This window comes from Citrobacter sp. Marseille-Q6884, from assembly GCF_945906775.1.
Taxonomy (GTDB): Bacteria; Pseudomonadota; Gammaproteobacteria; order Enterobacterales; family Enterobacteriaceae; genus Citrobacter.
Genome location: NZ_CAMDRE010000001.1, coordinates 2,695,591 through 2,716,575, shown reverse-complemented (window position 1 = coordinate 2,716,575; position 20,985 = coordinate 2,695,591). Strand labels below are relative to the sequence as shown.

The 20,985-nt window shown below is 54.4% G+C and carries 20 protein-coding genes and 1 riboswitch; of the genes, 9 read left to right on the top strand and 11 right to left on the bottom strand.

Going from position 1 to position 20,985, the window contains the following annotated elements; all coding sequences use genetic code 11:
• The 3 genes from ybiB to rhlE all read right to left on the bottom strand — a co-directional run bounded on the left by ybiB (position 1) and on the right by rhlE (position 4,589).
• Positions 1-969 carry a DNA-binding protein YbiB gene (gene ybiB, locus N7268_RS12825; protein ID WP_198904801.1) on the bottom strand — a complete coding sequence of 323 codons (969 nt, stop codon included), beginning with the start codon at positions 967-969 and terminating at the stop codon, positions 1-3.
• Between the two features lie 29 nt (positions 970-998).
• Positions 999-3,149: an ATP-dependent DNA helicase DinG gene (gene dinG / locus N7268_RS12820; RefSeq protein WP_260863209.1), complete on the bottom strand. Its 2,151-nt coding sequence runs from the start codon at positions 3,147-3,149 to the stop codon at positions 999-1,001.
• Positions 3,150-3,245: 96 nt separating this feature from the next.
• Positions 3,246-4,589: an ATP-dependent RNA helicase RhlE gene (rhlE, locus tag N7268_RS12815; protein WP_260863208.1), complete on the bottom strand. Its 1,344-nt coding sequence runs from the start codon at positions 4,587-4,589 to the stop codon at positions 3,246-3,248.
• Between the two features lie 228 nt (positions 4,590-4,817).
• Here rhlE and cecR point away from each other — a divergent pair, with 228 nt between their 5' ends.
• The 5 genes from cecR to N7268_RS12790 are packed head-to-tail and all read left to right on the top strand — an operon-like array spanning position 4,818 to position 10,459.
• A complete protein-coding gene (cecR, locus tag N7268_RS12810; RefSeq protein ID WP_260863207.1) occupies positions 4,818-5,495 on the top strand; it encodes a transcriptional regulator CecR in 678 nt (225 codons plus the stop codon).
• A complete protein-coding gene (hlyD, locus tag N7268_RS12805; RefSeq protein ID WP_260863206.1) occupies positions 5,492-6,487 on the top strand; it encodes a secretion protein HlyD in 996 nt (331 codons plus the stop codon). The genes cecR and hlyD overlap by 4 nt, the downstream gene beginning before the upstream one ends.
• A complete protein-coding gene (locus tag N7268_RS12800; RefSeq protein WP_260863205.1) occupies positions 6,480-8,216 on the top strand; it encodes an ATP-binding cassette domain-containing protein in 1,737 nt (578 codons plus the stop codon). The genes hlyD and N7268_RS12800 overlap by 8 nt, the downstream gene beginning before the upstream one ends.
• Positions 8,209-9,342 (top strand): ABC transporter permease, encoded by a 1,134-nt coding sequence (locus tag N7268_RS12795; protein ID WP_260863204.1) that lies wholly within the window; start codon positions 8,209-8,211, stop codon positions 9,340-9,342. The genes N7268_RS12800 and N7268_RS12795 overlap by 8 nt, the downstream gene beginning before the upstream one ends.
• A gap of 10 nt (positions 9,343-9,352) precedes the next feature.
• Entirely contained in the window at positions 9,353-10,459 is a 1,107-nt protein-coding gene (locus tag N7268_RS12790) for an ABC transporter permease (RefSeq protein ID WP_198904808.1), read from the top strand.
• Here N7268_RS12790 and N7268_RS12785 read toward each other — a convergent pair.
• Positions 10,421-10,831, bottom strand: coding sequence for a YbhQ family protein (locus N7268_RS12785; protein WP_260863203.1), 411 nt, complete (start codon positions 10,829-10,831; stop codon positions 10,421-10,423). The genes N7268_RS12790 and N7268_RS12785 overlap by 39 nt on opposite strands.
• Positions 10,832-10,963: 132 nt before the next feature.
• Between N7268_RS12785 and N7268_RS12780 the strand changes: the two genes are divergently transcribed.
• The 3 genes from N7268_RS12780 to N7268_RS12770 are packed head-to-tail and all read left to right on the top strand — an operon-like array spanning position 10,964 to position 13,925.
• Positions 10,964-11,725: an endonuclease/exonuclease/phosphatase family protein gene (locus N7268_RS12780; protein ID WP_260863202.1), complete on the top strand. Its 762-nt coding sequence runs from the start codon at positions 10,964-10,966 to the stop codon at positions 11,723-11,725.
• Positions 11,722-12,963 (top strand): cardiolipin synthase ClsB, encoded by a 1,242-nt coding sequence (gene clsB / locus N7268_RS12775; protein WP_260863201.1) that lies wholly within the window; start codon positions 11,722-11,724, stop codon positions 12,961-12,963. The genes N7268_RS12780 and clsB overlap by 4 nt, the downstream gene beginning before the upstream one ends.
• Positions 12,963-13,925 carry a lysylphosphatidylglycerol synthase domain-containing protein gene (locus N7268_RS12770; RefSeq protein ID WP_260863200.1) on the top strand — a complete coding sequence of 321 codons (963 nt, stop codon included), beginning with the start codon at positions 12,963-12,965 and terminating at the stop codon, positions 13,923-13,925. The genes clsB and N7268_RS12770 overlap by 1 nt, the downstream gene beginning before the upstream one ends.
• Positions 13,926-13,977: 52 nt before the next feature.
• Here N7268_RS12770 and N7268_RS12765 read toward each other — a convergent pair whose 3' ends face one another.
• The 6 genes from N7268_RS12765 to moaA form a co-directional block, all read right to left on the bottom strand.
• Complete coding sequence (locus N7268_RS12765; protein ID WP_198904813.1) at positions 13,978-14,682, bottom strand: Bax inhibitor-1 family protein; 705 nt, start codon at positions 14,680-14,682, stop codon at positions 13,978-13,980.
• A 41-nt stretch (positions 14,683-14,723) separates the two neighbouring features.
• Positions 14,724-15,176: a molybdopterin synthase catalytic subunit MoaE gene (gene moaE / locus N7268_RS12760; protein ID WP_260863199.1), complete on the bottom strand. Its 453-nt coding sequence runs from the start codon at positions 15,174-15,176 to the stop codon at positions 14,724-14,726.
• A gap of 1 nt (position 15,177) precedes the next feature.
• Positions 15,178-15,423: a molybdopterin synthase sulfur carrier subunit gene (gene moaD, locus N7268_RS12755; RefSeq protein WP_260863198.1), complete on the bottom strand. Its 246-nt coding sequence runs from the start codon at positions 15,421-15,423 to the stop codon at positions 15,178-15,180.
• Positions 15,416-15,901, bottom strand: a complete 486-nt coding sequence (gene moaC, locus N7268_RS12750; RefSeq protein WP_198904816.1) for a cyclic pyranopterin monophosphate synthase MoaC — start codon at positions 15,899-15,901, stop codon at positions 15,416-15,418. The genes moaD and moaC overlap by 8 nt, the downstream gene beginning before the upstream one ends.
• 2 nt (positions 15,902-15,903) lie before the next feature.
• The gene (gene moaB / locus N7268_RS12745; RefSeq protein WP_260863197.1) at positions 15,904-16,416 is read right to left on the bottom strand and encodes a molybdenum cofactor biosynthesis protein B; all 513 of its coding nucleotides are present in this window, start codon (positions 16,414-16,416) and stop codon (positions 15,904-15,906) included.
• A 21-nt stretch (positions 16,417-16,437) separates the two neighbouring features.
• The gene (gene moaA, locus N7268_RS12740; protein ID WP_260863196.1) at positions 16,438-17,427 is read right to left on the bottom strand and encodes a GTP 3',8-cyclase MoaA; all 990 of its coding nucleotides are present in this window, start codon (positions 17,425-17,427) and stop codon (positions 16,438-16,440) included.
• Positions 17,415-17,560: riboswitch (molybdenum cofactor riboswitch) on the bottom strand. It overlaps the preceding gene by 13 nt.
• Positions 17,561-17,950: 390 nt before the next feature.
• On the opposite strand from moaA, the gene yvcK reads away from it, so the two are divergent.
• Positions 17,951-18,859 carry a uridine diphosphate-N-acetylglucosamine-binding protein YvcK gene (gene yvcK, locus N7268_RS12735; RefSeq protein WP_198904819.1) on the top strand — a complete coding sequence of 303 codons (909 nt, stop codon included), beginning with the start codon at positions 17,951-17,953 and terminating at the stop codon, positions 18,857-18,859.
• A gap of 89 nt (positions 18,860-18,948) precedes the next feature.
• On the opposite strand, the gene uvrB is transcribed toward yvcK, so the two are convergent.
• Positions 18,949-20,970 (bottom strand): excinuclease ABC subunit UvrB, encoded by a 2,022-nt coding sequence (gene uvrB / locus N7268_RS12730; RefSeq protein WP_260863195.1) that lies wholly within the window; start codon positions 20,968-20,970, stop codon positions 18,949-18,951.
• Between the last annotated feature and the right edge of the window lie 15 nt (positions 20,971-20,985).

Sequence of the window (20,985 nt, the reverse complement as noted above, 5' to 3'; positions counted from 1 at the left end):
TCAGAAGCACTGTTCGATGCGGGCAAACCCTTCAGTCAGCGTCCTGACTTCACCCGTTGCCACCAGGCAACATGCCATTTGAATTTTCAACGACGCCGGTACGGGCTCGCTTCCGGCCAGGCAACGCTCGATCCAGCGAGCCGTGGTTTCAGGATCTTTTGCCACCGGCAGCGGTACCGGTTCATCCGGCATCTCGCTCTGCCTGTCCTGCAGAACCCGAACGCCGGAGTGGTCTATCAGGCTTATCTGCGGGCAACGCTGCGGGTTGGCGTACACTTCACCTTCCGTTCCGTGCATTAACAGGCCGCGACCACCGATGTCACCAAAGAATTTCGCCACCCGCGACACATATTCCGGGTGTGAAACGCTGGAAAGACGCAGTGCGGCATCCTCAGCAAAGGGGGTAGCCAATTTCGCCAGGGTATGCGCACTGTTGCGTACGCCCATGCGCCAGCGCATCGCCAGCTGTTTCTCCAGCGGAGGACACAACGCGCTCACCGGGATAAACACCGGTTCATGTCCATCCAGTTTTGCCTGCGCCTGCCCGGCATGCAGTGTTGGCTTAATGTCCAACAGTTCAAAAATCGTTTCCGTCAGTACGCGAGTGGGGTCCTCGCTGACGCCGTGTACCACAACCGGGAAACCGAGTTTATGCAACAGAATAGCTAACAGAGGGGTCAGATTCGCCTGCTTGCGCGCACCGTTGTAGCTGGGAATAACAATGGGCATAGGCTTCGCAACAGGCGGTGTCAGGCGAATGGTATGGTTCTGCATCGCTTCATAAAAGCCCAGCATCTCCGCTTCCCCTTCCCCTTTGATTCGCAGCGCAATGAGGACGCCGCCCATTTCAAGTTCAGGCACATCGCCGTTTAACATGTGGGTATACAGTCCGCGCGCGGTATCCTGATCCAGGTCACGCGCGTGATTTTTTCCTCGCCCAATCTCTTTGATGATTTTGCGGTAATCCATCGATAACTCCTTGCCTGTTGCTCACATCGTTAACGCCTGCGGCGGCGCGTGGTTTTCGTTTTTTCTTTTGGTTTGACGATAACGTCTGGCACTGCAGGTTGCTCTATCGGAAAAATGGGTAACGCATTCAGTAAACGCTTGCCGTAGTTTTTGGTCAATAATCGTTTGTCATAAATAACCACTTCCCCCCAGCAGCCGTGGCTACGAATAAGTCGCCCAACCTGCTGGATCAAATTGAACGATGCGGCGGGTAAACTCTGCACCTCGAACGGGTAGCGATTCAGGCTTTTCAGCCATTCGCCTTCGGTGATCACCACCGGACTGTCGATAGGCGGGAACGCGATTTTATGGATATGCACCTGAGACAGCAGGTCACCTTTCAGGTCTAAGCCTTCGGCAAAAGACTGTAACCCTACCAGCACGCTACGCTCACCGTTTTCGACCCGCTTGCGGTGTAATTCCACCAGCCGGTAACGTGGTTGATCCCCCTGAACCAACAACAGCAAACGCAGATCGGTTACGTGCTCCAGAAAACGCTGCATCGCCCGCCCGCTGGCAAATAACACCAGCATGCCCTGATGTTTTTTACTTTCCAGTTGTTCGCGGAAAAAGGCCGCCATTTCCGCAATATGCTGCTCTTCGTTATCAATCAACGGTTCATAACGCATCTGCGGAATAACGATTTTGCCTTGCTCAACATGATTAAACGGGGAATCAAGCGCGACAAAGCGATCCCCGGCCTTTTCTTTCAGGCCACTCATCTCCTGCAGACGCGAGAAACTGTTCAGCGAACGTAAGGTCGCAGAGGTGACAATAATGTGCGGAACGCTGCGCCACAGCAGTCGTTCAAGCTGATCGCTGACGCGAATCCCCACACAGTGGAACCAGACATGAATTTGCCCGTCACGGACTTCGCGCGTTGCCCATTTGGTTACCGGCGCCCCCGATGACTGCGCCAGCGAGGCCAGACGCCACAGTTTGCTTTGCGCTTCGAACATACCCAGCGCCCGGTTCATCTGCAAAATAACCCGATGCAAACGCACAATATCGTGGGTGCCGGTTTTTTCGCTCAGGTCGTTGAGGAACAGTTCAGCCAGACCCCGCAGCATTTCGGTCAACTTTGCCAGACGCTGGCAAATCTCCATCACTTCCGTGGGGAGCTCCCCCATGGCAAAGCGGTGTTCAGCTTCCTGCGTGGCAGGCATATACAGATTCAGGATGTTGTTTAATGAGGCTATCAGCTCATACAGCTCTTCACAGTGGCCGTTCAGACGTTCCGGGTTTGCCAGTGGTGGCGTGGTTTTCGGACGAAACTGCTCAAGGCAGGTGGCGACTAATTTGCTGAACAGATCCAACTGAAGTCGATACCAGGGCGCGGTGATTTCCGCACTCATCTCCAGCGCATCGCGTGCGACATCCGGTAGATGGTGGCCTTCATCGAGAACCAGCAGCAGATTTTTCGGCTCCGGTAAGACGGCCTCGCTCTCCATTGCCGCCATCACCAGCGCGTGGTTCGCCACGACGACTTCCGCTTCCTGAATTTCCCGGCGGGCGACAAAAAACGGGCATTCACGGTAGTAGTGACAATTGCGGTTCAGACAGCTGGCTTTATCGGTACTCAGGCGCTGCCAGAGTCCGTCGTCAATGGCGATATCGGTGTGGTCGCGCAGTCCGTCCCATTTGTAGCTGTCGAGGTCGCCTTTTAATCTGGCACAGCGCTTTTGCTCTTCCTGATTATTGGGCGTCAGTTCATCATCGAGAAATGCCAGCAGATCCTGTTGATTGGGTTCGGTACTGGCCAGCGCCGCTAAATTACGCGGACAAACATAACGTCCACGACCAAATGCGGCGGTAAAACGTAAATCGGGGATAATTTTGCGCAGTAGCGGCAAGTCTTTGCTGTAAATCTGATCCTGCAACGCGACGTTGGCGGTACTGACCACCAGCGTTTTTTGCTCTTCCCGGGCAATGGCGATGCCAGGAATCAAATAGGAGAGCGTTTTCCCGACCCCGGTTGGCGCTTCAATAGCCAGATGCCGCCCTTCTTCTCCGGCCAGCGTTTTCGCGACGTCAGCAATCATCTGCCGCTGTGGTGCACGGGGAATAAAGTCGGGGATCTGTTCCTGAAGCGCCTTATACCAGGCGGCAATTTGCGCTTTTAACGCAGCCGTTAATGCCATGAGAAAACCTGAAATACTGTATAAACAGCCACTATTGTGGCACTTTCTGATACGCGCCGCAAAAAGAAAAGCCCGGCCTTTCGGCCGGGCTCGCAATTACTGCGCTGAAGACGGTCTGCGCGGGCGGCGTGGCGGACGCGGCTTATCGCCTGTCGGCTTGCCTTCGCCATTACGCGGTTTGGCTTTTGGCGCCCCGCCATCCTGACGACGCGGCTGCTGTCCACGTCCTGCGCCGCCTTGCCCACGGCCACCGCCGCCACGCTGCTGACGTCCGTTTTGGATAGGCTCAGCTTTGATGGACGGGTCCGGCTCGTAGCCCGGCGTGGCAATACGCGGGATCTCTTTTTTCAGTAGCTTCTCGATATCGCGCAGCAGTTTGTGTTCATCAACACACACCAGAGACAACGCTTCGCCAGTGGCAGCTGCACGGCCGGTACGACCGATGCGGTGCACGTAATCTTCCGGTACGTTAGGCAGCTCGTAGTTCACAACGTGCGGCAGTTCTTCAATGTCCAGTCCGCGCGCGGCGATGTCGGTCGCCACCAGTACGCGAATATCACCTGATTTAAAATCTGCCAGCGCACGCGTACGCGCTCCCTGAGATTTGTTTCCGTGGATTGCAGCGCTGCGAATGCCGTCTTTGTTCAGCTGTTCCGCCAGATGATTCGCGCCATGCTTGGTACGGGTAAACACCAGCACCTGTTGCCAGTTCCCCTGGCCAATCATCTGTGACAGCAATTCACGTTTACGTTTTTTGTCCACGAAATGAACGTGCTGCGTTACCTGCTCTGACGCGGTATTACGACGCGCGACTTCAATTTCCAGCGGGTTATGCAGCAGTTTTTCGGCAAGCGCCTTGATGTCGTCAGAGAAGGTTGCTGAGAACAGCAGGTTCTGACGTTTTGCCGGCAGTTTTGCCAGGACGCGACGAATGTCATGAATAAAGCCCATATCCAGCATACGGTCAGCTTCATCCAGGACCAGGATCTCAACCTGATCCAGTTTCACCGCATTTTGATGTTCCAGATCGAGCAAACGACCCGGTGTGGCGATCAACACGTCCACACCACCGCGCAGCTTCATCATCTGCGGGTTAATGCTCACGCCACCAAAAACCACCAGTGAGCGAATATTCAGATATTTACTGTAATCACGGACGTTTTCTCCAATCTGCGCGGCCAGCTCACGGGTTGGCGTCAGGATCAGCGCGCGCACCGGGCGGCGGCTTTTGCCATGCGGCTGATGGGTAATAAGGTGTTGTAACAACGGCAGGGTAAAACCGGCTGTTTTACCTGTACCCGTCTGGGCACTGGCCATCAAATCACGGCCTTCCAGCACGGCAGGGATCGCCTGCTGTTGAATAGGGGTTGGTTCACGGTAACCCTGCTCGGCAACGGCACGCAAAATATCAGGATTTAAACCCAGGGAATCAAAAGACATAACTACTCCGAACCGCCCTGACCGTTACCGGTGTCGTTTTCAGGGGGATACTCGCAAAAGAGATGACAAAAACCACAATGTCATGAAGGGGCGGAGTGTAGCAGTTTTTGTGATGCACCGCATAAATTATCCCGCCAGCGAAAAAAACAAAATAAACCTCCACGCTAGACAAGACCGAACATCAGTCATAATCTTAATCAATCGATTGATTAAGTTCAGAGTCAGGCAATGAATACACCCACCATGACAACAAAAGGTGAACAGGCGAAGAACCAGCTTATTGCCGCCGCGCTGGCGCAATTCGGTGAGTATGGTCTGCACGCAACGACGCGCGACATTGCCGCCCAGGCCGGGCAGAACATTGCCGCCATCACCTACTATTTTGGTTCAAAAGAGGATTTATATCTCGCCTGCGCCCAGTGGATTGCTGATTTTATTGGTTCACAGTTTCGCCCCCACACGGAGGAAGCTGAACGGCTATTTGCCCAGCCAGAACCTGACCGCGCCGCAATGCGCGAACTGATCCTGCGCGCGTGCAAAAATATGATCATGCTGTTAACCCAGGAAGACACCGTTAACCTGAGTAAATTTATCTCGCGTGAGCAGCTTTCCCCCACTGCCGCGTATCAACTGGTGCACGATCAGGTTATCGATCCACTGCATTCGCACCTGACACGCCTGATTGCAGCCTATACTGGCTGCGATGCCAACGATACCCAAATGATCCTGCACACTCACGCCATACTCGGCGAGGTGCTGGCCTTTCGCCTGGGCAAAGAAACGATTCTGTTACGCACGGGCTGGTCACAATTTGATGAGGATAAAACCGCGCTGATCACCGACACGGTCACCTGTCATATCGATCTTATTCTGCAAGGTTTAACGCAAAGGAGTCTGGACTCATGAAAAAACCTGTCGTTCTTGGGCTGGTCATCGCGGCCCTTGTTGCCGTGATTGCCGGTGGAACGTGGTGGTACCAAAGCCGACAAGATGACGGCCTGACCCTGTATGGCAACGTCGATATTCGTAGCGTCAATTTAAGTTTTCGTGTTGGCGGCCGACTCGCCTCGCTGAAGGTTGATGAAGGCGATGCCATCACCACCGGCCAGGTGCTGGGCGAACTGGATCATGCCCCTTACGAAAACGCACTGATGCAAGCGAAAGCCAATGTTGCCGCCGCGCAGGCTCAATATGACCTGATGCTCGCGGGATATCGTGCAGAAGAGATCGCACAAACGGCTGCGGCAGTGAAACAAGCCCAGGCTGCTTATGATTACGCGCAAAACTTTTACAACCGCCAGCAGGGGTTATGGAAGAGTCGTACGATTTCCGCCAACGATTTGGAAAACGCCCGTTCATCACGTGATCAGGCGCTGGCGACGCTGAAATCCGCGCAGGATAAACTCTCGCAATACCGTAGCGGTAATCGCCCGCAAGATATTGCCCAGGCGAAAGCCACGCTCGAACAGGCTCAGGCGCAGCTCGCACAAGCTGAACTTGATTTGCATGACACCACTCTCACCTCTCCGTCAGACGGAACGCTGCTGACTCGTGCGGTTGAACCCGGCAGCATGCTGAATGCGGGCAGTACGGTACTGACGCTATCGCTTACCCGTCCAGTCTGGGTTCGCGCCTACGTTGACGAACGAAATCTGAGTCAGGCGCAACCCGGACGCGAAATTCTGCTCTACACCGATGGCCGCCCGGACAAACCGTATCACGGTAAAATCGGCTTTGTATCACCTACCGCGGAATTTACGCCCAAAACGGTTGAAACCCCAGATCTGCGTACCGACCTGGTGTATCGCCTGCGTATTGTCGTGACTGACGCCGACGATGCGTTGCGCCAGGGCATGCCGGTAACCCTGAAGTTCGGTGACGAGGCGCGGCATGAATGACGCCGTCATTACGCTTAACGGGCTGATGAAGCGCTTCACGGGTCTGGAAAAACCGGCGGTCGCACCGCTCGACTGTACGATTCACGCGGGTTACGTCACAGGTCTGGTCGGGCCGGACGGTGCCGGAAAAACGACCTTAATGCGTATGCTGGCGGGACTGTTGAAACCGGACAGCGGCAGCGCAACGGTGATCGGATTTGACCCGATAAAAGATGACAGTGCGCTGCATGCCGTACTGGGTTACATGCCGCAAAAATTTGGTCTGTATGAAGATTTGACGGTCATGGAGAACCTCAATCTTTATGCGGATCTGCGCAGCGTAACCGGAGAAGCACGTCAAAAAACGTTTGCCCGCCTGCTGGAATTTACCTCGCTGGGGCCTTTTACCGGACGTCTGGCCGGAAAGCTCTCCGGCGGGATGAAACAGAAACTGGGGCTGGCCTGTACGCTGGTCGGCGAACCCAAAGTGCTGTTGCTGGATGAACCGGGGGTTGGCGTGGATCCTATTTCCCGCCGCGAATTATGGCAAATGGTGCATGAACTGGCCGGGGATGGCATGTTGATCCTCTGGAGCACTTCCTATCTTGATGAAGCCGAGCAGTGCCGCGATGTGCTGCTGATGAACGAAGGCGAACTGCTGTACCAGGGTGAACCGACCCGGCTTACGCAAACCATGGCTGGGCGCAGCTTTTTAATGAGCAGCCAGCAGGAAAATAATCGCAAACTGCTGCAACGCGCGTTAAAACTGCCGCAGGTCAGTGACGGCATGATTCAGGGCAAATCCGTCCGACTGATCCTCAAAAAAGAGGCCACGGCAGATGACATTCGTCAGGCCGATGGCATGCCTGAGATTAACATCGCCGGAGCAACTCCGCGTTTCGAAGATGCCTTTATCGATTTACTCGGCGGCGCGGGAACCTCTGAATCACCGCTCGGCGCCATCCTGCATACCGTTGAAGGAAAGGCAGGCGAAACGGTCATTGAAGCCAAAGCGCTGACCAAAAAATTTGGTGATTTTGCGGCTACCGACCATGTGGATTTTGCCGTTCAGCGCGGCGAAATTTTTGGTCTGCTGGGACCTAACGGCGCAGGGAAATCCACCACGTTTAAAATGATGTGCGGCCTGCTGGTTCCAACCTCGGGGAAAGCGCTGGTGCTGGATATGGACCTGAAGATCAGTTCTGGGAAAGCGCGCCAGCATCTGGGCTATATGGCGCAGAAATTCTCCCTGTACGGCAACCTGACCGTTGAACAGAATCTGCGCTTTTTCTCCGGCGTCTACGGCCTGCGTGGTCGGGCGCAGAAAGAAAAAATTGAACGCATGAGTGAGGCGTTCGGCCTGAAAAGCATCGCATCCCATGCCACCGACGAGCTGCCGCTGGGCTTTAAGCAACGTCTGGCGCTGGCCTGTTCACTGATGCATGAACCCGATATTCTGTTCCTCGATGAGCCGACTTCCGGCGTCGATCCCCTCACCCGCCGGGAATTCTGGTTGCACATCAATAGTATGGTGGAAAAAGGTGTCACGGTGATGGTCACCACCCACTTTATGGACGAAGCGGAATATTGCGACCGAATCGGGCTGGTGTACCGCGGGAAGTTAATTGCCAGCGGCACACCAGACGACCTGAAGGCACAGGCGGCCGATAACGACACGCCGGACCCAACTATGGAACAGGCTTTTATCCGGCTTATCAATGACTGGGATAAGGAGCATGCGCATGAGTAACCACACTCTCTCATGGCGACGCGTGCGCGCACTGTGCGTGAAAGAGACGCGTCAGATCGTTCGCGACCCCAGTAGTTGGCTGATTGCCGTGGTGATCCCGTTGCTGCTGCTGTTTATCTTCGGTTACGGCATTAACCTCGACTCCAGTAAGCTCCGGGTAGGTATTCTGCTCGAACAACAGAGCGAAGAGGCGCTGGATTTTACCCACACCATGACCGGCTCGCCCTATATTGATGCCACCATCAGCGACAACCGCCAGGAATTGATTGAAAAAATGCAGGCCGGGCGCATTCGCGGGCTGGTGGTGATCCCGGTCGATTTTGCCCAACAAATGGCACGCCCCAACGACATCGCGCCGATCCAGGTGATCACCGATGGCAGCGAACCCAATACTGCCAACTTTGTGCAGGGCTACGTCGAAGGTATCTGGCAGATCTGGCAGAAACAGCGTGCGGAAGACAGAGGAGAATCCTTCGAACCGCTGATCGACGTGCAAACCCGCTACTGGTTTAACCCGGCGGCGATCAGTCAGCACTTTATTATTCCAGGTGCGGTGACCATTATTATGACGGTCATTGGCGCCATCCTCACCTCACTCGTGGTGGCGCGTGAATGGGAGCGCGGGACGATGGAAGCCCTGCTCTCTACCGAAGTCACCCGCGTTGAGCTATTACTGTGCAAACTGATCCCCTACTACTTCCTCGGCATGCTGGCGATGTTGCTCTGTATGCTGGTGTCGGTATTTATCCTTGGCGTGCCTTATCGCGGTTCATTGCTGATCCTGTTTTTCATCACCAGCCTGTTTCTGCTCAGTACATTAGGGATGGGGCTACTGATCTCGACGATCACCCGCAATCAGTTTAACGCCGCGCAGGTGGCGCTGAACGCCGCTTTCCTGCCATCGATTATGTTGTCAGGCTTTATCTTTCAGATAGACAGCATGCCGGCGATTATCCGCGCGGTGACCTACATTATTCCCGCACGCTATTTCGTCAGCACCTTGCAGAGTCTGTTCCTGGCAGGAAACATTCCGGTGGTGCTGGTCATCAACGTGCTGTTTTTAATCGCTTCGGCGGTGATGTTTATTGGTCTGACGTGGCTTAAAACCAAACGTCGGTTGGATTAAGGGGACAGGCATGTTTCATCGCTTATGGACATTAATTCGCAAAGAGTTGCAATCGCTGTTACGCGAGCCGCAGACGCGCGCGATTCTGATTTTACCGGTGCTGATTCAGGTCCTCCTGTTCCCGTTTGCGGCCACGCTTGAAGTCACCAATGCCACTATCGCCATTTATAACGAAGACAACGGCAAACATTCGGTGGAATTAACCCAGCGCTTTGCCCGCGCCAGCGCCTTTACCCATATTCTGCTGCTGAAAAGTCCGCAGGAAATCCAACCCACTATCGACACTCAAAAAGCGCTGCTGTTGGTGCGCTTCCCGGCTGACTTTTCGCGTAACCTGGATACGTTTCAGCAGGCGCCAATGCAGTTGATTCTTGACGGTCGCAACTCAAACAGCGCGCAGATCGCCGCGAATTATCTGCAGCAGATCGTCAAGGAGTACCAGCAGGAGCTGATGGACGGCAAACCGAAACCCAACAACAGTGAACTGGTCGTGCGCAACTGGTATAACCCGAATCTGGATTACAAATGGTTCGTCGTTCCGTCGCTGATCGCCATGATCACGACCATCGGCGTCATGATCGTCACCTCGCTGTCGGTGGCTCGCGAGCGCGAGCAAGGCACGCTGGATCAGCTGCTGGTTTCCCCGCTCACCACCTGGCAGATTTTTATCGGTAAAGCGGTGCCCGCGCTGATCGTGGCAACCGGTCAGGCCACTATCGTGCTGGCGATTGGCATCTGGGCCTATCACATTCCGTTTGCCGGGTCTTTGGGGCTGTTCTACTTCACGATGGTGATTTATGGGTTGTCGCTGGTGGGTTTCGGTCTGCTGATTTCATCGCTGTGCTCAACTCAGCAGCAGGCATTTATCGGCGTGTTTGTCTTTATGATGCCCGCAATTTTGCTGTCGGGGTATGTCTCTCCGGTCGAAAATATGCCGGTATGGTTGCAGAATCTGACGTGGATAAACCCAATCCGCCATTTTACGGACATCACGAAACAGATTTACCTGAAGGATGCGAGTCTGAAGATTGTCTGGGGAAGTCTGTGGCCGCTGTTAGTGATTGCGGCCACAACCGGATCAGCGGCGTATGCGATGTTTAGACGCAAAGTCATGTAGTTTTTTGTCTTTCGCCAGCAGCGAGACCACTGCGGGTCCGGCAAGGATGACCAGTCCCGCCAGTGCCAGTAAGACATTATTTTGCAACACGCGGGACAGCAGCCACAGTACGATCATCGCCGCACCGAAATACCACGTGGTTGTCAGCTCTTCCAGCACGTCGGCCACATCACGCCAGCGCTGTTCATGGTGGCGCTGTAACGCCAGCATTAATAAAACCGTGACGCCATAAATGACGCATAATCCCAGGCCGACGCGCACCAACGTGCCACTCATCCACCCCATTACCAGCAACGCCACTACCAGTAAATGCAACACAATCTGCCAGCAACTTAGACCCGTTGCGACACGAACACGTTGTTGCCACCTCATGGCTATTCTCCTGAAGGATTTTTAACTGATTGTCCAGAGTACCGGACTTTACGGAAAAATCCGCAAGACCGCATCTTTTTGTGACGGCGACTACACTATTTTAATTAGGAAAGTGACGTCGCCAGGAGAATCATGACCGGACATAAAGCTCAATTTTCATTCAACGTGCTCACAATTAATACTCACAAAGGTTTTACCGCCTTTAACAAACGTTTTATTTTGCCTGAGCTACGGGATGCCGTCAGAACAGTCGGTGCCGACATTGTGTGTCTGCAGGAAGTGATGGGAGCCCACGACGTTCATCCGCTACGTGTAGAAAACTGGCCGGATACCACACACTACGAATTTCTGGCTGATACGATGTGGAGCGATTTCGCCTACGGGCGTAACGCCGTCTATCCGCAGGGGCATCACGGTAATGCCGTCTTGTCGCGCTACCCGATTGAACATTATGAAAATCGTGATGTGTCTGTCGGAGGGAGCGAAAAACGCGGTGTGCTTTACTGCCGCATCGTACCGCCAATGTTACCCCACCCTCTCCATGTCATGTGTGTGCATCTCGGATTGCGAGAAGCTCACCGCCAGGCGCAGTTGACAATGCTGGCGGAGTGGGTGAATGCCCTACCCGATGCTGAACCCGTCGTCGTTGCGGGGGATTTCAATGACTGGCGGCAAAAAGCCAACCATCCGCTGAAAACGCTGGCCGGTCTTGACGAAATTTTTACCCGTGCCCATGGCCGTCCGGCGCGAACCTTTCCGGTACGTTTGCCACTGCTGCGCCTCGACAGGATCTACGTCAAAAACGCCAATGCCAGCACGCCAACAGCACTGGCGCTGCGAAACTGGCGACATTTGTCTGACCATGCCCCCCTGAGCGCGGAGATTCACTTATGAAACATGGCTGGCGTGAAGGCAATCAAATTCAACTTCTGGAAAACGGCGACGAGTACTATCCCGCCGTGTTTGACGCTATCGAACAGGCCCAACAAAAGGTCATCCTGGAAACGTTTATCTGGTTTGAAGACGAAGTCGGCATACAACTGCACGCCGCACTGCTGAGTGCCGCTCAGCGGGGCATTAAAGCGGAGGTGCTGCTGGACGGGTACGGTTCACCGGATCTCAGCGATCGTTTTGTCAATGAATTGACTGCGGCCGGTATTGTTTTTCGCTATTACGATCCGCGCCCTCGCCTGTTTGGCATGCGCACCAATCTCTTTCGCCGGATGCATCGCAAAATTGTCGTGATTGACGATCGCATCGCCTTCGTCGGCGGAATTAACTATTCCGCAGAGCACATGTCGGATTATGGCCCGGAAGCCAAGCAGGATTACGCCGTGCGGGTTGAAGGCCCCATTGTGGTCGATATCCTGACGTTTGTACTGGAAAACCTGCCGGGACAAAGCGCCGTGCGCCGCTGGTGGCGACGTCATCACCGGGCGATAGAAAATCGTCAGCCCGGCGAAGCGCAGGCACTGTTTGTCTGGCGTGATAACGAAGAACACCGCGACGATATAGAGCGTCATTATTTGAAAATGCTCACCCAGGCCAGACGCGAGGTGATCATTGCCAACGCCTATTTCTTCCCCGGCTATCGTCTGCTGCATGCCCTGCGCAAAGCGGCGCGTCGCGGCGTGCGGGTAAAGCTTATCGTACAGGGTGAGCCGGATATGCCGATTGTCAAAGTCGGCGCCCGCCTGCTGTATAACTACCTGGTGAAAGGCGGCGTGCAGGTCTATGAATACCGACGCAAACCTCTTCATGGCAAAGTCGCCCTGATGGACGATCACTGGGCAACCGTAGGTTCCAGCAACCTCGACCCGCTCAGCCTGTCGTTGAACCTGGAAGCCAATCTCATTATTCATGACCGCACCTTCAACCAGACCCTGCGGGACAATCTGAACCCGATTATTGCGCAGGACTGCAAGCGGGTTGATGAGTCAATGTTGCCGAAACGCACCTGGTGGAACCTGACCAAGAGCGTGCTGGCGTTCCACTTTTTGCGCCACTTCCCGGCGCTGGTCGGCTGGCTACCAGCGCACACCCCGCACCTCACTCAGGTCGATCCCCCCGCGCAACCCGCCATGGAAACGCAGGATCGCATTCAGGCTGAGGATGCCGGAGGAAAACCCTGATGGCAAAATCCCGTCCACGCTGGCGGTTAGCGAAAAAGATCCTCACCTGGCTGTTTTTTATTGCGGTGATCGTACTGCTGGTCATTTATGCCAGTAAGGTGAACTGGGAGGAGGTCTGGACGGTTATCCGCGATTACAACCGCCTCGCCCTGCTCAGCGCCGTCGGACTGGTGATCATCAGCTATTTACTCTATGGCTGTTATGACCTGCTCGGGCGATATTACTGTGGCCATAAACTGGCGAAGCGCCAGGTGATGCTGGTGTCGTTTATCTGTTACGCCTTCAACCTGACGTTAAGCACCTGGGTTGGCGGGATTGGTATGCGCTATCGCCTCTACTCGCGCCTCGGGTTGCCTGGCGGTACTATCACGCGGATTTTCTCTCTCAGTATTACCACTAACTGGCTGGGCTATATTCTGCTGGGCGGGTTTATTTTTACTTTCGGCATCGTCCAGTTACCCGCACATTGGTATATCGATGAGGGCACGTTACGTATTCTGGGCGTGGCGCTGCTGTTGATTATTGCGGTCTACCTGTGGTTCTGCGCTTTCGCCAAACACCGCCACATGACGATCAGAGGCCAAAAACTGGTGCTCCCGTCATGGAAGTTCGCCCTTGTACAGATGGCGATATCCGGCACCAACTGGCTGGTGATGGGGGCAATCATCTGGCTATTGTTGGGTCAGGGGGTCAACTATTTCTTCGTGCTGGGCGTGCTGCTGGTCAGTAGTATTGCCGGGGTTATCGTACATATTCCTGCAGGGATAGGCGTACTCGAAGCGGTGTTTATGGCCTTGCTGGCAGGAGAAGAGATCTCATCGGGCACCATCATCGCCGCTCTGCTCGCGTACCGCGTGCTCTACTATTTTACCCCGCTGCTGTTGGCACTGGTCTGTTACCTGATGCTGGAGAGTCGGGCGAAAAAACTGCGGGCGAAAAATGAAAAGGCCATGGCGAAATAAAGGGGATTTTTATTGCCGGATAGGGCGTGACACCGCATCCGGCAACAGAGATTTAGCGACGATTACCAAAGATACGCAGCAGCATCAGGAACAGGTTGATGAAGTCCAGATACAGCGTTAATGCGCCGAGAATCGCGTATTTACGCAGGTTGCCGCTGTCACGCAGGTCGATCTGCTCGCCAATGTTCTTCAGCTTCTGTGTGTCATAGGCTGTCAGGCCGACAAACACGATCACCCCGATATAGGTCACCGCCCACATCAGCGCTTCGCTTTTCAACCAGAAGTTAACCAGTGACGCCAGTACGATACCGATCAACGCCATAAACAGCATATTGCCGAAGCCGCTGAGATCGCGCTTCGTGGTGTAACCGTACAGACTCATGATACCGAACATCCCGCCGGTCACCACAAAGGTGCTGGCGATAGACGAATAGGTATAGACGATAAAGATACTCGACAGCGTCAGTCCGGTTAATGCCGAATAGAGCATAAATAGCGTGGTTGCCATTCCGGCACTGAGCTTCTGCACCATTCCGGACAAGACAAAGACCAGCGCAAGTTGGGCGATGATCAGTCCAAAAAAGGTGATTTTGCTGGAAAAGACAAACATCATCACCGCGGGCGTATTCGCCGCATACCAGGCAATAAACGCCGTCAGTAACAATCCGCAGGTCATCCAGCCGTAGACCTGCGCCATATACGTTTGCAGGCCGGAACGGGCCTGTACAATGGAATCGGATCGTGGGAATCGGTCCATGACAATCTCCTGAATCAGTATGAGCCTACAACAATTGTACTCTACCAGCGTTTTGCTGCTAGCTTATCGCTGTCACGCGCGTCTACCCAACGCTCTCCTTCTGGCGTGGCTTCGCGCTTCCAGAACGGTGCGCGGGTTTTCAGGTAATCCATAATGAACTGACCGGCATCAAACGCACTGCTGCGATGCGCGCTGGTCACGCCGACGAAGACGATCTCATCTCCAGGCCACAATTCGCCGATGCGATGAATCACCGTCACACGCCCCAACGGCCAACGCCCGCGCGCCTCTTCAACGATCTCCGCCAGCGCTTTTTCCGTCATGCCTGGATAGTGTTCCAGTGTCAACGCCTGGACGCTGTCGCCGAGGTTGTGATTACGGACTTTACCGGTAAACGTGACCACTGCGCCGTCTTCATCGCGCTCTGCCAGCCAGGGATACTCTTCCCCAACGCTGAACGGCGCATGTCCAACTACTATCCGCGTTTCCGCCATATCAGCCTCCGGTTACCGGTGGGAAGAAGGCCACTTCATCCCCTGATTTTACGGGACTGTCAAAGCTGACCAGCGTCTGGTTTACCGCCGCCAGTAGCTTGCCGTCTTCCAGAGCCAGCGCCCAACGATCGCTTTTGGCCGCCAGATGCTGGCGCAGCGCCTCAACCGTCGAAAACTCTGCCGCAACCTCTACCGTATCCGTACCCACCAGCTCTCGCACCTGGGCGAAGAAAAGTACTTTAATCATGTGCATCCGCCTTAAAGTCGCCTGACTTGCCGCCGCTTTTCGCCAGCAAGCGTACCGGACCAATCACCATATCCTTTTGTACCGCTTTGCACATGTCGTAGATGGTCAGCGCCGCCACGGAAGCCGCGGTTAAGGCCTCCATTTCGACGCCAGTTTTGCCCGTTAAACGACACAGCGATTCAATACGTACGCGGTTGTGCTCTGGCTCGGCATGCAGATTAACTTCAACCTTGCTCAGCATCAGTGGGTGACACAGCGGAATGAGATCCCAGGTCCGTTTGGCTGCCTGAATACCCGCAATTCGGGCGGTCGCGAAGACATCACCTTTGTGGTGGCTGCCGTCGATAATCATTGCCAGGGTTTCGCTACGCATGGTGACAAAGGCTTCAGCACGCGCCTCGCGTACGGTTTCCGCTTTGGCAGAAACATCCACCATGTGCGCTTCGCCAGCGGCGTTAATATGAGTCAGTTGCGACATACTTATTTCTTCAAATGTGGGTGGAAGTTACACGGACGAGTGCGGGCATCGAGCTGCGGCGCAATGATATTTTCCCAGGCGGTACGACAGGCTTTTGTCGAACCCGGCATGGCAAAAATCAGCGTTTTATTGGCCACCCCGGCAATCGCACGGGATTGCAGCGTCGCGGTACCGATCTCTTCGAAAGAGAGCATACGGAACACTTCGCCAAACCCTTCCACTTCTCTGTCGAACAGCGGCAGCAGGGCTTCCGGCGCCTGGTCACCTTCAGTCAACCCGGTGCCACCCGTAATGAGCACCACCTGGACGTCGTCGCTGGCAATCCAGGCTGAGACCTGGGCACGAATAGCGTAACGGTTTTCTTTGACAATCGCTTTATCCACTACCTGATGACCCGCTTCAAGCGCCGAGTCTCGCAGATAATGACCGGAGGTGTCGTCTTCTTCGCCACGACGACTGGAAACAGTAAGAATAGCAATGCGTGTCGGGATAAATTCAGCGCTTACCTGACTCATCTTTAATCTCCTTTTTGTAGATTAGCCGCCGATATACGAGAGGTTTTGTGTAATACCCGTATTATTCTGATGCAGAAAATGGGTCTGCTTTTTCTCCAGCAGCGCGGTCGAAATACGTTCTTCCAGCGCGGACTGTTGCGCGTCATCTTCCAGCAAATCACGCAGGCTAACGCCGCCTTCACCAAATAAACACAGATGAAGTTTGCCAACAGAGGAAACGCGCAGACGATTACAGGTGGCGCAAAAGTCTTTCTCATAAGGCATGATCAGACCAATTTCGCCCGCATAATCAGGGTGGCAGAACACCTGAGCCGGGCCGTCGCTGCGCTGGCGGAGCTGGTGGATCCAGCCACGACGCAGCAATTCATCGCGCAGTACCTGCCCGGAAATATGGTGTTTACGAAAGAGAGAACTGCCCTCGCCGGTTTCCATCAGCTCAATAAAACGCAGTTGAATTGGACGCGGCTGAATCCAGGCGAGGAAGGTATCCAGTTGATGATGGTTTACATCGCGCATCAGCACGGTGTTCACCTTTACTTTTTCGAAACCGGCATCGAATGCGGCATCAATGCCCGCCATCACCTGTTGAAATTTATCTTGTCCGGTAATGGCATGAAACTGACGCGCATCCAGGCTATCGACGCTGACGTTAAGCGCCGTCAGTCCTGCATCCCGCCATGTCGCTGCATCACGTGCCAGGCGATAACCGTTCGTGGTGACCGCAATCTGACGAATAGCATCGTTTTCACGCACGGCGGCGATGATGTCGGTAAAGTCGCGACGCAGTGACGGTTCACCTCCCGTCAGACGCACTTTTTCCGTTCCCAGACTGGCGAACGCACGCGTGACGCGGCGAATTTCATCAACGGTCAGAAAGCCGTTATTGGTGACGCCACCAGGCTTGTAGCCATCCGGCAGACAGTAGGTGCAACGAAAGTTACACACATCGGTAATCGACAAACGTAAGTAATAAAACTTACGTGCGAAAGCATCGGTAAGTTGAGAGCCCATGTACACCTTTCCAAATACGGGAGACGAAGTCATTTCTTCCTTCGCCCTGGTGACAATCTCATCGAAGCCTTGTCACGGCCAAAGCACCGTATCATTAGACCCAGGTGCAGTGGCTAGAGTGTTTATACTCGTCATACTGTGCGTTGCAGATGCGTTGGCTTCGTTCGTTCACCTCAGTCACGTACTGATGTACGCTCCAGGGGATTCTCTCCCTCACCGCCTTCCTGCAACTCAAACTATTTAGAGTACTTGTGGTTATGCCGATACTAGCGTGTAAATGACGGTTTTGCCATGTACACTTTCGCTATATAAACACATACATAACGACATGATCGTGCAATTTAGCTACAGAATATGCAAAAACCACAGTTTTGCATTGATATACATCATCTTGCTATCAGGTGGAGATCGTCAGAAAGGAGTAGATCGTAGTAAATTATTTGCGCGTAAACACGCTGGCTAATTGCTGAAAACCCGTAATTTACGCTACTGTTACGCAGATCAATTGATATCAGGAAAATATATGCGTACTCGCACGCTGGCGGATCTGGATCGCGTTGTCGCTCTCGGCGGAGGGCATGGATTAGGGCGCGTTCTCTCTTCACTTTCTCCATTGGGTTCACGCCTGACGGGTATCGTCACCACCACCGATAATGGCGGTTCCACAGGGCGAATCCGTCGCTCTGAAGGGGGTATCGCCTGGGGAGACATGCGTAACTGTCTGAACCAGTTAATTACCCAACCAAGCGTTGCATCCGCGATGTTTGAGTATCGTTTTGGCGGTAACGGCGAACTTTCCGGGCATAACCTCGGAAATCTGATGTTAAAGGCGCTCGACCACCTGAGCGTGCGGCCTCTGGAGGCCATCAATTTAATTCGCAGCCTGTTGAAAGTGGATGCGCATTTAATTCCAATGTCAGAACTGCCGGTGGATCTGATGGCTATCGACGATCAGGGGCATGAGGTCTATGGCGAAGTGAATATCGACCAGCTCACTATCCCCCCTCAGGAACTGATGCTGTCGCCAAAGGTTCCCACGACGCGGGAAGCGGTTGAAGCTATCGCTGAAGCGGATCTCATCCTGATTGGGCCAGGCAGTTTTTACACCAGCCTGATGCCCATTCTGCTCCTTGACGACATGGCGCAGGCATTACGGCGCACACCGGCTCCGATGGTCTATATCGGCAATCTGGGGCGTGAATTAAGCCTGCCAGCCGCCAGTCTGACGCTTGCCGATAAGCTGGCAATCATTGAGCAATACGTGGGCAAGAAGGTGATTGATGCGGTGGTTGTCGGGCCAAAAGTGGATGTTTCCGCCGTCACCGACCGCGTGGTGATTCAGGACGTGCTGGAAGCCAGCGATATTCCCTACCGCCATGACCGCCAGTTGCTGCACACCGCGCTGGAGAAAGCGGTACAGGCACTGGGTTGAATGGAATGGCCTGAAGGCGCGCAGCGTTCAGGCCGACAAAACGTCTGCTGTCAGCCGGATAAAGGGTTTACCCGCCATCCGGCATGAGCTTAAGACGCTGCGATAAACAGTTCCCGCAACTGATGCAACTGGTCGCGAATCGTCGCCGCTTCTTCAAACTCCAGGTTCTGCGCATGCTGCATCATCAGCCCTTCCAGCTCATGAATTTTCTGCTGCAGCGCCTTCGGCGTCATATCCAGTTCGACCACCTCAGCCTTCGCGCCTGCACGAGACTTACCTTTCCCTTTAGCCTTGGTTTTCGCAATATTCTGACCCAGCGCCAGAATATCGACCACTTTCTTGTTCAGCCCCTGAGGCGTAATACCGTGCGCTTCGTTGTATTGTTGCTGCTTCTCGCGACGACGTTCGGTTTCACCGATCGCCTTCGCCATTGACGCGGTAATTTTGTCACCGTAGAGAATCGCTTTACCGTTGATGTTACGTGCCGCACGTCCAATGGTCTGGATAAGCGAACGCTCAGAACGCAGGAACCCTTCTTTGTCTGCGTCCAGAATCGCCACCAGCGAGACCTCAGGCATGTCCAGCCCCTCACGTAACAGGTTGATGCCGACTAACACGTCAAACTCACCCAGACGCAGGTCACGGATGATTTCCATGCGCTCCACGGTGTCGATGTCCGAGTGCAGGTAGCGCACCCGCTCGCCGTGCTCTTCGAGGTATTCCGTGAGATCTTCAGCCATCCGCTTGGTCAATGTCGTGACCAGTACGCGTTCGTTGATCGCTGCACGGAGACGTATTTCAGAAAGCAGATCGTCAACCTGCGTCGCCACCGGACGCACTTCAATCACCGGGTCTAACAGGCCGGTCGGTCGTACCACCTGATCAACCACTTCATCACCGGATTTTTCCAGTTCATAGTTGCCCGGCGTCGCGGAAACGTAGATGGTTTGCGGCGCCAGAGCTTCGAACTCTTCAAACTTCAACGGTCGGTTATCCAGCGCAGACGGCAGACGGAATCCGTATTCGACCAGAGTCTCTTTACGCGCCCGGTCGCCGCGATACATCCCGCCGATTTGCGGAATGGTCACGTGGGATTCATCCACCACCAGCAAGCCATCAGCAGGCAGGTAGTCAAACAGCGTCGGCGGTGGCTCGCCCGGACCACGCCCGGACAAGTAGCGGGAATAGTTTTCAATGCCCGAGCAGTATCCCAGTTCGTTCATCATTTCCAGATCGAACTGCGTACGCTGGCTTAAGCGCTGTTCCTCCAGCAATTTGTCGTTTGCCAGCAGGACTTTACGCCGGTCTGCCAGCTCGACTTTAATTTCTTCCATCGCCTGCACAATACGTTCGCGTGGCGTCACGTAGTGTGTCTTCGGGTAAATGGTATAGCGGGGAATGGTGGATTCAACGTGCCCGGTTAACGGGTCAAACAGCGATAAACGCTCAACTTCTTCGTCAAACAGTTCCACGCGCAGCGCAATGTCATCCGATTCAGCCGGGAAGATGTCGATCACTTCACCGCGCACACGGAAAGTACCGCGCTGAAACGCCTGATCGTTACGGGTATATTGCAGTTCCGCCAGACGGCGCAGGATCGCACGCTGATCGATAATCATCCCCACCGTCAGGTGCAGCATCATCTTCAGGTACAGGTCCGGGTCCCCCAGACCATAGATCGCGGAAACGGAGGCCACGACCACCACATCCCGCCGCTCCAGCAGCGCCTTGGTGGCCGACAGTCGCATCTGTTCAATGTGTTCGTTGACCGAGGCATCTTTCTCGATAAAGGTGTCGGAGCTCGGCACATACGCTTCCGGCTGATAATAGTCGTAGTAAGAGACGAAATACTCCACTGCGTTATCTGGGAAGAACTCTTTCATCTCACCGTATAACTGCGCGGCCAGCGTCTTGTTCGGCGCCAGCACCATGGTCGGACGCTGTAAGTCCGCAATCACGTTAGCGATGGTGAATGTTTTCCCTGACCCCGTTACGCCCAGCAGCGTCTGATGCGCCAGACCATCCTCCAGCCCCTCTTCCAGACGACGGATCGCCTCAGGCTGATCGCCAGAGGGTTTAAAAGCGGAATTCAGTTTGAACGGTTTACTCATGAGCAGCTACCTGAA

Coding starts and splice junctions, on each gene's coding strand:
- ybiB (WP_198904801.1), bottom strand. CDS start 969: ATGGATTACCGCAAAATCATCAAAGAGATTGGGCGAGGAAAAAATCAC.
- dinG (WP_260863209.1), bottom strand. CDS start 3,149: ATGGCATTAACGGCTGCGTTAAAAGCGCAAATTGCCGCCTGGTATAAG.
- rhlE (WP_260863208.1), bottom strand. CDS start 4,589: ATGTCTTTTGATTCCCTGGGTTTAAATCCTGATATTTTGCGTGCCGTT.
- cecR (WP_260863207.1), top strand. CDS start 4,818: ATGAATACACCCACCATGACAACAAAAGGTGAACAGGCGAAGAACCAG.
- hlyD (WP_260863206.1), top strand. CDS start 5,492: ATGAAAAAACCTGTCGTTCTTGGGCTGGTCATCGCGGCCCTTGTTGCC.
- N7268_RS12800 (WP_260863205.1), top strand. CDS start 6,480: ATGAATGACGCCGTCATTACGCTTAACGGGCTGATGAAGCGCTTCACG.
- N7268_RS12795 (WP_260863204.1), top strand. CDS start 8,209: ATGAGTAACCACACTCTCTCATGGCGACGCGTGCGCGCACTGTGCGTG.
- N7268_RS12790 (WP_198904808.1), top strand. CDS start 9,353: ATGTTTCATCGCTTATGGACATTAATTCGCAAAGAGTTGCAATCGCTG.
- N7268_RS12785 (WP_260863203.1), bottom strand. CDS start 10,831: ATGAGGTGGCAACAACGTGTTCGTGTCGCAACGGGTCTAAGTTGCTGG.
- N7268_RS12780 (WP_260863202.1), top strand. CDS start 10,964: ATGACCGGACATAAAGCTCAATTTTCATTCAACGTGCTCACAATTAAT.
- clsB (WP_260863201.1), top strand. CDS start 11,722: ATGAAACATGGCTGGCGTGAAGGCAATCAAATTCAACTTCTGGAAAAC.
- N7268_RS12770 (WP_260863200.1), top strand. CDS start 12,963: ATGGCAAAATCCCGTCCACGCTGGCGGTTAGCGAAAAAGATCCTCACC.
- N7268_RS12765 (WP_198904813.1), bottom strand. CDS start 14,682: ATGGACCGATTCCCACGATCCGATTCCATTGTACAGGCCCGTTCCGGC.
- moaE (WP_260863199.1), bottom strand. CDS start 15,176: ATGGCGGAAACGCGGATAGTAGTTGGACATGCGCCGTTCAGCGTTGGG.
- moaD (WP_260863198.1), bottom strand. CDS start 15,423: ATGATTAAAGTACTTTTCTTCGCCCAGGTGCGAGAGCTGGTGGGTACG.
- moaC (WP_198904816.1), bottom strand. CDS start 15,901: ATGTCGCAACTGACTCATATTAACGCCGCTGGCGAAGCGCACATGGTG.
- moaB (WP_260863197.1), bottom strand. CDS start 16,416: ATGAGTCAGGTAAGCGCTGAATTTATCCCGACACGCATTGCTATTCTT.
- moaA (WP_260863196.1), bottom strand. CDS start 17,427: ATGGGCTCTCAACTTACCGATGCTTTCGCACGTAAGTTTTATTACTTA.
- yvcK (WP_198904819.1), top strand. CDS start 17,951: ATGCGTACTCGCACGCTGGCGGATCTGGATCGCGTTGTCGCTCTCGGC.
- uvrB (WP_260863195.1), bottom strand. CDS start 20,970: ATGAGTAAACCGTTCAAACTGAATTCCGCTTTTAAACCCTCTGGCGAT.